Source organism: Bacillus sp. FJAT-29937 (genome assembly GCF_001509555.1).
Lineage (GTDB): Bacteria > Bacillota > Bacilli > Bacillales > Cytobacillaceae > Cytobacillus.
This window is the reverse complement of record NZ_LMAS01000004.1, coordinates 1-12,115: the sequence shown is the minus strand read 5'-3', so window position 1 is coordinate 12,115 and position 12,115 is coordinate 1. Positions and strand designations below refer to the sequence as shown.

Sequence of the window (12,115 nt, the reverse complement as noted above, 5' to 3'; positions counted from 1 at the left end):
GAATTGGAGAATATCACAATATTTTTTGCATTAACTGCAGGGGTACTTTCATTTTTTTCACCTTGTGTGTTTCCATTAATTCCTGCATATGTTGCCCATTTAACCAATGGGTCAGTAAAAGATGGAAAAGTAAATACCCAGAAGAGTGTCCTATTGTCTCGTTCAATAAGTTTTATTTTTGGATTTAGTATTGTATTTGTGTTATTAGGAGCTTCAGCAAGTGTTGTAGGACAAATATTTTTAGATAATAAGAAATTGATTCAAATGATAGGGGGATTCCTCATCATTATTTTTGGATTGCAGATGCTTGGTGTATTTAAAATAAAGCTTTTAATGACTGAAAAACGGTTTGATTATAGTAGGAAGTCCAAAGCTAGTTCTCTAAAATCATTTATCCTTGGTTTAGCATTTGGATCAGGGTGGACACCTTGTGTAGGACTTGCTTTATCGTCCATTTTATTACTGGCTAGTTCAACAGAAACGATTTATTCTGGTATGTTTTTATTATGGATATACGCCTTAGGACTAGGTATTCCTTTTCTTTTGTTATCTTTTCTTGTGACATACTCTTTAAATGTGATTAAAAGAATCAATAAGGTGTTACCAAAGCTTTCGTTAGTTAATGGAGTAATTCTTATCATAATGGGGTTTTTATTATTCACTGGTCAAATGGAAAAAATCAGTGCTTATCTCTCTACATTCACGATTTTTAAAGGAGTGGGATTATGAACAAACAAATACTCGTCTTAGTAGGTTTGATTGGTCTTTTAGGTTGGGGAGTATATGACTATGCATTTTCAGAAAAAGACAATATGGATGAAACCTCCCTTAACAATCGAATAGAAAATAATGATTTAATTAGTGGAATAAAAGAAGGGAATTTGGCACCTGAATTTCAACTCCAGACTTTTGAAGGAAGAGAAGTAAAACTGTCTGACTATAAAGGAAAGAAAGTCATTTTAAATTTTTGGGCTACTTGGTGTCCTCCTTGTAAAGCTGAAATGCCTCATATGCAAGAGTTTTATCTAGATCAACAAAAAGAAAATGTAGAAATCCTAGCAGTTAATTTAACGACTGCAGAAAAGAACACAAACGATATTGGAAAATTTGTAAAAGATTATGGATTAACTTTTCCAATACTGCTTGATACTAAAGGCGATACAGGAGAAACATATCAAGCTTTTACGATCCCAACAAGTTATATAATTGATTCGCAGGGGATTGTTCGAAAGAAAATTGTCGGACCGATGAATAAGGAAATGATGGAGCAATTAATAAAAAGTGTCGACTAAAAAATTAAACCAAAGGAGAACAAGCTATGAATTCCTGGAATGATCGATTTAAAAATGAGAATTATGTTTATGGAACTAATCCAAACGTATTTCTTGCGGATGTCCATGAAAAATTAAACCTATCAGGAGATGTATTGGCTATTGCTGAAGGAGAAGGTAGAAATGCAGTCTACTTGGCGCAACAAGGAATGAATGTAACTGCATGGGATTATGCGCAATCCGGACTGGCTAAAACAGAAAAGCTTGCCAAGGATAGAAACGTAACAGTTCAAACAAAGCTTGTAGACTTAAATGAAGCTAACTGGGATAAAGATCAGTGGGATGGATTGATTTGTATTTTTGGTCACTTTCCAGAGGCATTACGTACAAAAACACTTGAAGGTGTCAAAGAATCAGTTAAGCCAGGTGGTTATTTTATTTCAGAGGTGTATTCGGTATATCAACTACCATACAAAAGTGGTGGACCACAAAATATAGAATTGCTATACAAACCAGAAGAGTTTCTAAGCATATTTTCAGATTGGCGGATTGTTCACTTTTTTATGGGCGAGGTTGTAAGGAATGAAGGAGAACTTCATAATGGTTTGTCACATGTTATTCAGTTTGTGGGGCAAAAAAGAGAATAAAATAACTTTGGAGTCTTTTTGCATTTATCAGTAGGACAGAAATCATTTCTAGTTGGCGGTTAATTAGATGATAAAACCTTTAATGAAAATTAAGACTTGAAGATGATTAGATTCGCGTTAATATAGTAAGTACTAATAAATTAGTTGGGGTGATTACGTGTTTTTAGGGGTAGTATTTGATTTAAAAAAGTATAATCAATACGCTGAAAGTATTAAAATACATGGAGATTTATTTTATAAAAAGACAATGGTTATAAGTCTAAATGATGTTTCGCTATTGAATGAGTTTCTTAATATGGAAAAAGAAAACAATAATATTCAAAGAGTAATAATCTATGATTATGAAGAATTTAGGGAGCTTAAAAATTTTAAAATCTTCGAAAATACTTGCTCTAAGCACAGACTAGAGTTCAGCATTTTACGACAGGATTTGCATTCAGATGTTCCAGTTGAGTTGGGCTATATGTTACAGGTAATTTGATTTAAATATGTATTCATTCAGAATATTTCTACCATATATCAAAAGAGCTCCATTATTTTGAAGCTCTTTTGATATTATTACTTTCAGTCAGTCAACCACAAATTTGTGACTGCCTCATTTTTATCTTCCTCATTCGGTGCAGCATACCTCATAACCATATCAGCATTTGCATGTCCTGATAATGCTTGGACGATGCTAAAGTCTTCACCGTTTCTAACTAGTTTTGTAATAAATGTGTGTCTAAAAGCATGTACATTAATATCGTATCTTTGAAAAATATGTTGAACAGTTCTTTCTGAAATTCGTTTATATCTATTCGAAAGAAACAATGCTTCATGCTGATCCTCTCGGGTTTCTAAATATTTTAAAATGGCTCTCCTAGTCTCTGAAGATAAAGGAATTTTCCGTTCTTTATTACCTTTTCCATATCTAATGGTTACGGACCCTTTCCGTTCAGTTATTTCTATATCTTCACGATCAAGTTGTACTAATTCATTCAGTCTGATTCCTGTGTTTATTAATAACTGAACAATTGCAAAGTTTCGGACGTTTCCAGAACGATCAATCTCACGAATAATCTTGTGTATTTCATTCCGGTTTAGCGACTTTGGTGCTTCATTTAACATATTAGGTGGAGAGATTACAGATATGTCCTCAATCGTTTCTTCTTTTTTAGCCCATCGGCTATAATGTTTAATCGAACTCCAATGTTTGTTAATCGTAGTAGCTGCAAATCTTTTGCTAACAAGATAATTAACATATAATTGTACATCAGTTCGTGAGTAATCTTCTAAACTAGTACCGGCACCATCTAGCCACGTTTTGAATTGAGAAAGGCAAAAAGTGTATGTTTTTATCGTTTGTTTAGACTTCCCTCTTAGTCCTTCTACGAGATATATGTCTAACATAGAATCACCCCATTTTTTAGATTAATTTATTCCACGACAAAATTTTCTTGAGTTAATAGCCCTTTCTGTTATAAAAAATAATCAAATATTAATCTTTTATTACGTAGAATAGTAATTCCACGACGTTTTTCCACGACATTCTCCTTTCCTTTCTTTTGTAGGGTTTTAAGGCATTTTCATTTTCATGATTCAATGTAACTGGCCAAAATCCTGTAAAAAGTAAACTTATATCATAAAATACTTACGCTAAAAATTTGAAAACAAAAATTAGGTCAAATATTATGTAGCTGTAACCATTGAAGAAAGATTTAGAGGAGTTGATAAAAACAAAATTAAGAGAATTTCATTAAAACACTATTAAATACCATGCTCCTCCTTATAGAAAGGGGGGATCACAATGGTTAAGGAAGATACAATTTTTAAGAACAGAATTAAGGTATGCTTAGACTGGGAAGGATTTATACAAAAGCCTAAGAAAGAGGATATTATAGATATCTCTTCTAGGATTGCAAAGCAAAGGGTAGAGGTTACTATTGAAGAATTAATGAAATCTATTACGTTACCAAATGCTCAATCATTTACGCCTGCTTACTTCCAAACAGAAAAAAGGTTGAATGATAATTGGGCTGGTCAGCAATTATTTGCAATAGATATCGACAGAGGATTACGAATCGATGAGGCTATTAAACATTCTGAAGATATAAATGTTAAACCAATTTTTATTTACTCATCATTTAGTCATTTAGAGAACCAACATAAATTTCGAATGGTTTTTTTATTAAATGAAGAAATCCAAGATACCAGAGTAAGAAAAATAATACAAAAAAGTTTGACCACGTTGTTTCCTGCTGCAGATCCAAATGCAAATGATGAGGCAAGATTCTTTTTTGGTGGAAAGAAAATTGAATTTACTAGCAATTCTATGCTGACAGTTCCCCAACTTTTAGATGCTGTGGTAATAAAGTTAAAAACAGGGACAAACTCATCAAGGGAAATAAAGAAGTTCTGTGAGGTAACTAATCTTAGTTTATACAAGGGTTATCCCTACTATAAAGTCATTAATGATAGTGTTGCACCAGAAGGGAATAGTTCAATTTATGTCTCGTTGAATAAAAACCGCACTAACCCTATTAATTACTATAGGACGCGTGCAGAAATTAGTCATAGTGATTACTATTTAGTATTTGAAAAAGATTCAAAATTCAATAGCGAATATTCTAACGGTTTATTGCAGGAAGAAAACGTGAAGTTAATTCGGAACTTTCCATTCGGAACGTTGGAGGATAGATGTAAACTTTATCGTGAGGCAGTTTCTGGAGAATATTGGTTATACCATCATGAAATGTTTGGTTTAATGACTAACCTACTTAACATTGAAGGTGGCAAGTCTAAAGTTGTTGAGATTATCAATTCAAGAAGTGAGTATCTTCAGAAGAAAGAAGATTGGTCATTGATGTTGAACCAAATTAAGAAAATGAACTATCTTCCGTCTAGGTGTGAATCATTTTGTCCATTTGCTAATGAATGTACTCATACCAAAAACATGATTGAACAGGGAAAATTACCGCGTGGAAGTGTTCAAGTTCTAAATCAGTTACATTTTCAAGAAGTTGATGAAGTATATAAAAATTTGGAGGATCTGTGTGGGGAACTTCTAAGGAATAATGAGAAGGGAGTTTATGTCATTAAGGCTCCAACAGGTATTGGAAAAACGGAATTGATAATCAATAGTGCCAAGAATTATACTTTCAGCGTTGCATTTCCTACTCACAAATTGAAGGATGAAGTCTCTCTACGACTTAAAGAGCAAAATGTTCAGCACTTTAAAGTTCCGGAATTACCAACACTTGAAGCCCATTTTAGAGATAAAGTAGAACATTTATACAATATTGGTGCATATAAGGCTGTTAATAAATATTTGCGTAAATTATCATTAGAAAATGATGAAGTCAGAATGTTCCTTGAGGAGTTGGAAAAAATTAAGAAAACTAAAGGTGGGATCCTCCTTACAACACACCAAAGGGCAATTTACACTAATGATGATTCAAATTCAACCATTATTTTCGATGAAGACCCAATTCCTTCATTGTTTCCTATTTCCCAAATGAGGCAATCCGATTTAGTTTATGCTTTTACAAAACTACAGGAAAATCAAGATAATAAAGATGTAATCATGGCACTACAAAAGATGATAATTGATGCTCCGTCAGATGTAGTACATGAGCGTTCCTCATTTCTGCTTCCTTCAGTTAAAGAAATGGAACATACCGTTATTGAAGATTCAAATATTCATTCTGATATATTAGGATTTTTGAATTGCGATTATTTTATAAAAAAGAGAGTAAATGATAAAGAGTGGGTTTATTTTATAAACAGGAACCAGCTTCCTGAAAATAGAAAAATAATTATATTAAGCGCCACTGCGAATGAACAAATTTCCAAACTTGCATTTGGAAACAATGTCCAATTTTATGATTTAGGTGAAGTAAAGCCAAAGGGTAGTATACTACAAGTTACATCTAAAAGTTTTAGCAGGTACACGATAAAAGAGAATGAAAAAGACTTAATAAAATTGGCAGAAAATCTTATACAACGATATAATCCCTGCAGCGAAATTATTTCATATAAAGATTTCTTCCAAATTGAAAGAGAAGAAAACCTTTATTTCGGAAATACTGAAGGAATTGATTCAATGAAAGGTAAGAATATTACGGTTATTGGTACACCACATATTAATCCTATTGCATACTTGTTAATAGGTGTTTGTCTAGGCTTTCGCATGGGTTTGGAAGAAAGCCGTATGGAATATAGACAAGTTGAACGGAATGGTTTGCGATTTTACTTTACTACATATAATGGTGAGTCTTTATTGAGGGAAATTCAGTTTTACCTGATAGAAAGTCAATTGATACAAGCGATAGGACGGGCACGTGTCAATAGATATCCGGTCAAAGTGCTTATTCTTAGTAATTTACCGGTTCTAGGCGCTGATTACAAATCTTTTTCTCAAAATGAAATACAAGAAATAATGAAATAGTCAAAATTAGAAAACGCCCAGCTTCAATTAGTTGGGCGTTTTCTAAGTGGCTATTCAATTAAGTAAATGGTATATCCGCTTCATCAATGTGAAAAGGAGCATTATCCTCTAATCCAATATACCAACTTAAAACAGGAGGCATACTTATAAACTCGCTTAAATCCATTGAAGTGTTTACCCATGGGGGCGTCTTAATTATTTATGGATGACAAATTATGATGGGTGTGTTAGATACTTTATGAAATTGATGTCGCAAATTTAACAATATGCCGGGGGATATGTATATAATGCGCAAATTTTTATCTACGAAATAGCACAAGAAGGAAAAAAATTTTTAAAAAAAGTTTTAAAAAAATAAAAGTGTTGATATGTATGGATTTTCAATTCGGAATGGTAATATTTATATTTCCAATTTTTATCTACGAACAATTATCGAGGGTTGTCAACAATAAAAAGGTGTAATATACTCCTTATCAACCGTAGCAAACAAAAATTATAGGTTTGTTAAAAGGTAGTTTTCAAGATTGGAGGTGTATAAAAAAATGAGAGAAATTATTAAGGGGAAAATTTACGAAACAAAGAAAGCAACATTTATTGCTGAGTATAGTAATGGGTTACCTAGTAGTGATTTTAGATATGTATTTGAGGATTTATATTTAACTAATGCTGGTCAATTCTTTGCACATGCGCAAGGTGGTGCAAAGACAAAGTACAGTCAATCAAGTGGGAATTCAACTTGGAGGATTGAAACTCTTATTCTTCTAAACAATGATCAAGCGTACGAATGGTTAAAAAAACATAAAAAAATCAACGAAATTGAAATTCACTTCACAAATGAATCCAAAGGTTGATATTTAAAAAACTATTTAAGGATGTAGAATACCATAAAAAGGAGGAGATGCATGTGTACAAAAAATCAAAAGCATTTGGCTACGTTTTAGTTGAAAAAGAATTTGCTGAAAGTAACCATGAGCATTATAAAAAAGTCCTTAAAGGATTTGAAAAGGTTTGTAAAGAAAGAAATCTAAAACTAGTAAAGGTTTATGAGGATAGGTTTACTGATGCGAATGCACCTCAGCCTACTAAAGAATTTCTCAATCTCTTAAGAGTAAAGGATAAGTATGATTATCTCATAAACTTTTCTCTGGGACATTATATGATCATGTCACCAGACGGTCATCTCGAAATTATATAGATATTTGCAGTATCTATAAAAACATTATCAAATTAGTAATACGTTGGTTACACATATACTACCACAAGGTTAACCCATTGTGAAGTGGAAGTAGAAGAAAACTTTAAGAAAACTATCAATTATATAGCTCTTACTCAGACGGCTTGGGTAAGAGCGATAAAATAAGAATTTATACAAGGAGGAGATCAAATGAAAAAGGCAGTGGGATATGTCTTGGCTGACTTCAAGAAATCCGATAATGAACTAATAGGCTCACTATGTGATGAGGTAAAAAAACATTGTAAGGAAGAGAAAACGGAATGCATTGGGTTCTTCTTTATTGATGATGATATTAATAACCCTATTACACTAGAATCTTTTGCATCTGAAGAATTAATCACATTCGTCAGTCAGGAACTAGGTATTAATGTTTTTCTAGTTCATGATAAGCCTATGTATTCAGAGGAAATACGTTGGAAGAATGTTGGACCATTAGATAATCATTTGAACGAACTTATTGAAATTATAAACCGTGGTGAGGGTATATGAAAAAAGTTATTGGATATGTAACTGTCAAAAGGGATTAGGTGAATCATCCGTACCACAAATTTGTCATGAAAAGTTTGTCCAATGTTATGTTGTTATGTGTTCAAAATGGGGGATTTAGTAAAAGTTTATGAGTATGTTTGCTTTTCCCAAAAAGAACCAAGAATTGCTCAGATTCAAATGCACAATGATTTAACAAGGCGCAATGACATTGATTTATTACTCTCGTATGCTTTGGGAAACTTTTAGTGACGGACATTTCTAGAAGCATACAAAGAAAGATGGTGGCAAAATGAGTAATGCAATTGCTTATGTAATGACAGCAACACAACAATCAAGTTTTGATCATGGAAAAAGACTTAAAGATAAAATCCATGATTTTTGCAGGGTCTATGAAATCAATCTCCTCAATTTATTTGAGGATATCGTAGATTACAAGTTTCACAACCCAATCAGAAAGGGTTCTGCAGGAAAAGAAATGATGAACTTCATTGAAAAGAATTCAGATTCAATTGATTTTTTCCTAATAAACGATTTAACAGATTGTGTTGAGGAAGAGGAATGGGAGCAATTAAAAGCCTTCTTTTCAAAGCATAATATCGAAGTTGTTGAGTTGCTCATGTGGGAAAAAATAAGGCCAGTTATGGACCTTAGGCTAAGAGATGAACTCGAAAAGGAAATAGAAGGCCTACAAAAATTTAAATTCACCAAAAGGTGAAATAGAAAGTAGTTATCGGATATGGAAATAAAAGTAACCAAATTAAGAGGGGGCATTCATATTATTACTTTACAACACATCCCTTTATGACGAAAGGGAGGATGATTAAATGTTCAGACAATTAAAACTAGCAGTAGGCTACATTAGAACTGCATCATTAGAAACAGATGTGGAAAATATTGTTCGATTAAAGCAAGAGAGGATTTCAAGGTATTGTACAACCCGATCAATATTAATAGAAGAGATTATTGTTGACAGAGGCTCAAGTGGTCTATCACCTTTGGTAATGAGAATAGGTGGAGGTATGCTTATTGATTATATTATGAAGGGTGAAACAGATTGTATTGTTGTTCATCACCTCTTTGAATTGAGTAGGGATATTGAGGAACTTCATTGCCTTTTGAAAATATTTAAAGAGAAGGGAATAACGCTTATAGACCTTTCGATATTAGATTCGGAAAAAATGCTTTGAAAAATTAAAGACAAGGGTGAGGCAATATAAAAATCTTATCCCTTCTTATAAAAAAGGAGGAATTTTAATGAATAAAAAAATGAGAAGTTATCATAAAGGAGAAATTACTGGCGGTTTTGGAATAAAGGTGGGGGGACAAGAAGTTTGGTTTGACGAAGGAGAACTTGTATATGTTCTTGCTGAGATATTTGACGAAGAAGATTCTGATTGTATCTTATGGTACGCAATAATGAAGCCTACTAGTAAGGAAGTGCTAAGGATAAACTCAGATTTCGTCAATGTGAAAAATCATGGGAATGTTATGAGATTCCCGCATTTCAATGAGGAATAGTAATAAATAACATTCTCAATGTTTCGCCATACGTATTAAAAAATAACAAAAAAATATATGAAAGGGTGCCAATATAATATGTAATCATACCATATCCCTTCCAATAAAAAGGGAGGAATTCTAATGTACTATGAAATGAACAAATTCCATATTGGAAAAATTAAAGAGGGTTTTGAAGAAAAAATTAAAGGCATTGACGTTTGGCTGGAGGAAGGCGAACTTATTTATGTTTTATCGGAACTATTTGACCCGGAAGACCCAGATGTCATAATATATTTTGTCATAATGCTGCCTGTTGTTAAGGACGTCCTAACGGTAGATGCTGATTTTGTGAAAGTGTTAAGTCGTGGAACTGTCTCAAGGTTTCCATTTTAGGGTCAGATAAAAACAAAGGTAAACAGTGATTTTCTACATTGTTCAAATATGATTTGGAAGTTTTAATTATAATTAAAAATAAGTAAAGGTCAGCATTTATAACACAATTCAGAGCATATTTTTCACAACACAATTCATCATACGTCTGGCCTCCATTTAGGAGGTTGATAGTATGTATAAAAATGAAAACGAAATTCCATTAGTATTGACTGTAAAGGATTTAGAGGACATTTTAAATATTGGGCAAACTACTGCCTACGAGTTAATGAATAGTGGTCAGTTTCATGTTGTCAAAGTGGGTAAACAACTAAGGGTTTATAAGTCAGTGTTTTTGAAATGGCTGACAAAGGGAGAAGAGATTGCATTATAATGTGCAGTCTTTTTTTATTATTCTATTAAATAAACAAACATAATTGGATTGAACTTTATTTCCATATTATTCATAATGGTAGTAAACAAAAGTACATTACAGAAGGAGTATTACATGTTACAGATTATTTCGGGTAAATTTTTTAATAGTGATACAGTTTATTCAACACCATGTAAGGCTGTTTTATACTCAAACTACTATTGGCCGTTAAAGATTGAAACATGTATTGGAACATTAGAACCTATTGACAATAGGAGTGAAATAAACACTTATATTTTTCATTACAATAATCAAATAGAAAAGGATATGCATTCAGGATTTAACTTGGTAAGAGTTGGTGATCCGGAAATTGTACAGCAGTTTATGCTGCTATGTAGTTTTGGGTTGCAAGCAATATTTTCTACGGATAAAGATGAAGTTGAAAGATTATGTAGAACAAGCTCTAGTCATTTTACAGAGAGATATCAACCATCAAAATTTTTGAATAGATTTTTTGATTCCAAAATTAATGGTAATCAAGAAGAAGTTAACTCTTTTATAGAATTAGTCAAAAGTATCATCGGCCTTAACAGAGAAACTTACAAGGCTGTAATTAATGGATTTTATAACTTTTTTAATTCATTTATAAACCTTAATACAAACATTGAAGCATCATACGCATCTTTAGTTTATTGTCTGGAATCCTTTTCGCAAAACTTTGATGAATATGAGCCCCAATGGGAAGATTACAGTCATAATATTAGGGTAGGTTTAGAAGAAATTTTTGAAGGTATAGAGGAAGGGCCGGTTCAACAAATAAAAAGCGTACTCTTACAAAATTCCTTCTTAAAATTACAGAAGAGATTTATAGAATTTATAAAAGACAATGTAAATGACAGTTACTTTGTAGAAGAAGCTGTGGATATAAATAGACCTCTAAAAAAATCAGAATTAGACCAAGTTCTATTTAATTCTTATGACATGCGGTCAAAATATGTACATGAATTAAAGCCATTACTGAAGCATCTAACATTTCCAGATTTAAGTAATGGTGAGGTTTTTACTTGGGAACATAATGTGTATTTGACATATAGTGGATTAGTTCGTTTGACTTTGCACACAATAAAAAATTTTATATACAAGCAACAGACTATAGAAAAAGAAGAATATGACTGGAATGGAGATCTACCCGGTTCTATAAATTTATACTTATCACCAGAGTATTGGATTGGAAGTAAGGAAAGTTATGGACCAATTAAATCTTTAGAAGCACTTCTTAACCTTACGGTAACCTCACTTTATTCAGGTGATTATAAATTACCAGATATGAATAGTGTTTTAGAATTAATTGAAGAAAGTATTAATTCTTCTAAAAAGCCAGAAAAACATTTAATGTTTTCTTTCTATATAATATTAAATGATTTTTATCTTAAAGAAGATAAGAGAGATAATTATGAAAAAGTAATTAGACAAAACAAGGAATTGTTGACACATTGTAATATTGAAAATATGGTTTTGGCATTATTTAATGACGATTATTGGATATGGAGTGCAACAGATTGTGAAACTATTTTTAAGAGGTATCTTAAGAAAAGATATTTAGTTAAAAATATTAGTCTACCGTCAACAATCGAAGTATCATTATTAATTTGTATCGCCAATTTATATTTTGACCAAGATAATCTAGAGAAATATAAAGAACTTATAAAAGTAAGCGTCAAACTATACCCACATTTTAACGGAAAATATATTATGAGATAATCTCCTCATAAATGATTCGGAGGAGGATCTCTTTGGAAAAAACAG

The 12,115-nt window shown here is 32.1% G+C and carries 15 protein-coding genes; 14 read left to right on the top strand and 1 reads right to left on the bottom strand.

Translation table 11 applies throughout. The annotated features are described in order from the left end of the window. Window positions 1-3: 3 nt before the first annotated feature. The 4 genes from AR328_RS10135 to AR328_RS10120 all read left to right on the top strand — a co-directional run bounded on the left by AR328_RS10135 (window position 4) and on the right by AR328_RS10120 (window position 2,399). Window positions 4-729 carry a cytochrome c biogenesis CcdA family protein gene (locus AR328_RS10135; protein WP_082677184.1) on the top strand — a complete coding sequence of 242 codons (726 nt, stop codon included), beginning with the start codon at window positions 4-6 and terminating at the stop codon, window positions 727-729. Further along, window positions 726-1,292 (top strand): peroxiredoxin family protein, encoded by a 567-nt coding sequence (locus AR328_RS10130; protein WP_066294748.1) that lies wholly within the window; start codon window positions 726-728, stop codon window positions 1,290-1,292. The genes AR328_RS10135 and AR328_RS10130 overlap by 4 nt, the downstream gene beginning before the upstream one ends. A gap of 26 nt (window positions 1,293-1,318) precedes the next feature. After that, window positions 1,319-1,918, top strand: a complete 600-nt coding sequence (locus AR328_RS10125) for an SAM-dependent methyltransferase (RefSeq protein WP_066294746.1) — start codon at window positions 1,319-1,321, stop codon at window positions 1,916-1,918. A 157-nt stretch (window positions 1,919-2,075) separates the two neighbouring features. Next, a complete protein-coding gene (locus AR328_RS10120) occupies window positions 2,076-2,399 on the top strand; it encodes a hypothetical protein (protein ID WP_066294742.1) in 324 nt (107 codons plus the stop codon). 83 nt (window positions 2,400-2,482) lie between these two features. On the opposite strand, the gene AR328_RS10115 is transcribed toward AR328_RS10120, so the two are convergent. After that, window positions 2,483-3,307 (bottom strand): tyrosine-type recombinase/integrase, encoded by an 825-nt coding sequence (locus AR328_RS10115; RefSeq protein ID WP_066294739.1) that lies wholly within the window; start codon window positions 3,305-3,307, stop codon window positions 2,483-2,485. Between the two features lie 397 nt (window positions 3,308-3,704). On the opposite strand from AR328_RS10115, the gene AR328_RS10110 reads away from it, so the two are divergent. From AR328_RS10110 to AR328_RS10065, 10 genes are all read left to right on the top strand, one after another. Then, a complete protein-coding gene (locus AR328_RS10110; RefSeq protein WP_066294734.1) occupies window positions 3,705-6,344 on the top strand; it encodes a hypothetical protein in 2,640 nt (879 codons plus the stop codon). A 542-nt stretch (window positions 6,345-6,886) separates the two neighbouring features. Next, window positions 6,887-7,195 carry a hypothetical protein gene (locus tag AR328_RS10105; RefSeq protein ID WP_066294732.1) on the top strand — a complete coding sequence of 103 codons (309 nt, stop codon included), beginning with the start codon at window positions 6,887-6,889 and terminating at the stop codon, window positions 7,193-7,195. Window positions 7,196-7,248: 53 nt separating this feature from the next. Then, entirely contained in the window at window positions 7,249-7,539 is a 291-nt protein-coding gene (locus AR328_RS10100; RefSeq protein WP_066294727.1) for a hypothetical protein, read from the top strand. A gap of 189 nt (window positions 7,540-7,728) precedes the next feature. After that, window positions 7,729-8,067: a hypothetical protein gene (locus tag AR328_RS10095; RefSeq protein ID WP_066294726.1), complete on the top strand. Its 339-nt coding sequence runs from the start codon at window positions 7,729-7,731 to the stop codon at window positions 8,065-8,067. 289 nt (window positions 8,068-8,356) lie between these two features. Beyond that, the gene (locus tag AR328_RS10090) at window positions 8,357-8,782 is read left to right on the top strand and encodes a hypothetical protein (RefSeq protein ID WP_066294722.1); all 426 of its coding nucleotides are present in this window, start codon (window positions 8,357-8,359) and stop codon (window positions 8,780-8,782) included. Window positions 8,783-8,891: 109 nt separating this feature from the next. Continuing rightward, window positions 8,892-9,254 carry a recombinase family protein gene (locus AR328_RS10085; protein WP_066294721.1) on the top strand — a complete coding sequence of 121 codons (363 nt, stop codon included), beginning with the start codon at window positions 8,892-8,894 and terminating at the stop codon, window positions 9,252-9,254. 67 nt (window positions 9,255-9,321) lie between these two features. Continuing rightward, window positions 9,322-9,585: a hypothetical protein gene (locus AR328_RS10080; RefSeq protein ID WP_066294717.1), complete on the top strand. Its 264-nt coding sequence runs from the start codon at window positions 9,322-9,324 to the stop codon at window positions 9,583-9,585. A gap of 123 nt (window positions 9,586-9,708) precedes the next feature. After that, entirely contained in the window at window positions 9,709-9,960 is a 252-nt protein-coding gene (locus AR328_RS10075) for a hypothetical protein (RefSeq protein ID WP_066294716.1), read from the top strand. A 172-nt stretch (window positions 9,961-10,132) separates the two neighbouring features. Continuing rightward, complete coding sequence (locus AR328_RS10070) at window positions 10,133-10,330, top strand: helix-turn-helix domain-containing protein (RefSeq protein WP_066294715.1); 198 nt, start codon at window positions 10,133-10,135, stop codon at window positions 10,328-10,330. A gap of 114 nt (window positions 10,331-10,444) precedes the next feature. Beyond that, complete coding sequence (locus AR328_RS10065) at window positions 10,445-12,070, top strand: hypothetical protein (protein WP_066294712.1); 1,626 nt, start codon at window positions 10,445-10,447, stop codon at window positions 12,068-12,070. The last annotated feature ends 45 nt before the right edge of the window (window positions 12,071-12,115 follow it).

Coding starts and splice junctions, on each gene's coding strand:
- AR328_RS10065 (WP_066294712.1), top strand. CDS start 10,445: ATGTTACAGATTATTTCGGGTAAATTTTTTAATAGTGATACAGTTTAT.
- AR328_RS10125 (WP_066294746.1), top strand. CDS start 1,319: ATGAATTCCTGGAATGATCGATTTAAAAATGAGAATTATGTTTATGGA.
- AR328_RS10075 (WP_066294716.1), top strand. CDS start 9,709: ATGTACTATGAAATGAACAAATTCCATATTGGAAAAATTAAAGAGGGT.
- AR328_RS10070 (WP_066294715.1), top strand. CDS start 10,133: ATGTATAAAAATGAAAACGAAATTCCATTAGTATTGACTGTAAAGGAT.
- AR328_RS10105 (WP_066294732.1), top strand. CDS start 6,887: ATGAGAGAAATTATTAAGGGGAAAATTTACGAAACAAAGAAAGCAACA.
- AR328_RS10115 (WP_066294739.1), bottom strand. CDS start 3,307: ATGTTAGACATATATCTCGTAGAAGGACTAAGAGGGAAGTCTAAACAA.
- AR328_RS10095 (WP_066294726.1), top strand. CDS start 7,729: ATGAAAAAGGCAGTGGGATATGTCTTGGCTGACTTCAAGAAATCCGAT.
- AR328_RS10090 (WP_066294722.1), top strand. CDS start 8,357: ATGAGTAATGCAATTGCTTATGTAATGACAGCAACACAACAATCAAGT.
- AR328_RS10080 (WP_066294717.1), top strand. CDS start 9,322: ATGAATAAAAAAATGAGAAGTTATCATAAAGGAGAAATTACTGGCGGT.
- AR328_RS10110 (WP_066294734.1), top strand. CDS start 3,705: ATGGTTAAGGAAGATACAATTTTTAAGAACAGAATTAAGGTATGCTTA.
- AR328_RS10130 (WP_066294748.1), top strand. CDS start 726: ATGAACAAACAAATACTCGTCTTAGTAGGTTTGATTGGTCTTTTAGGT.
- AR328_RS10085 (WP_066294721.1), top strand. CDS start 8,892: ATGTTCAGACAATTAAAACTAGCAGTAGGCTACATTAGAACTGCATCA.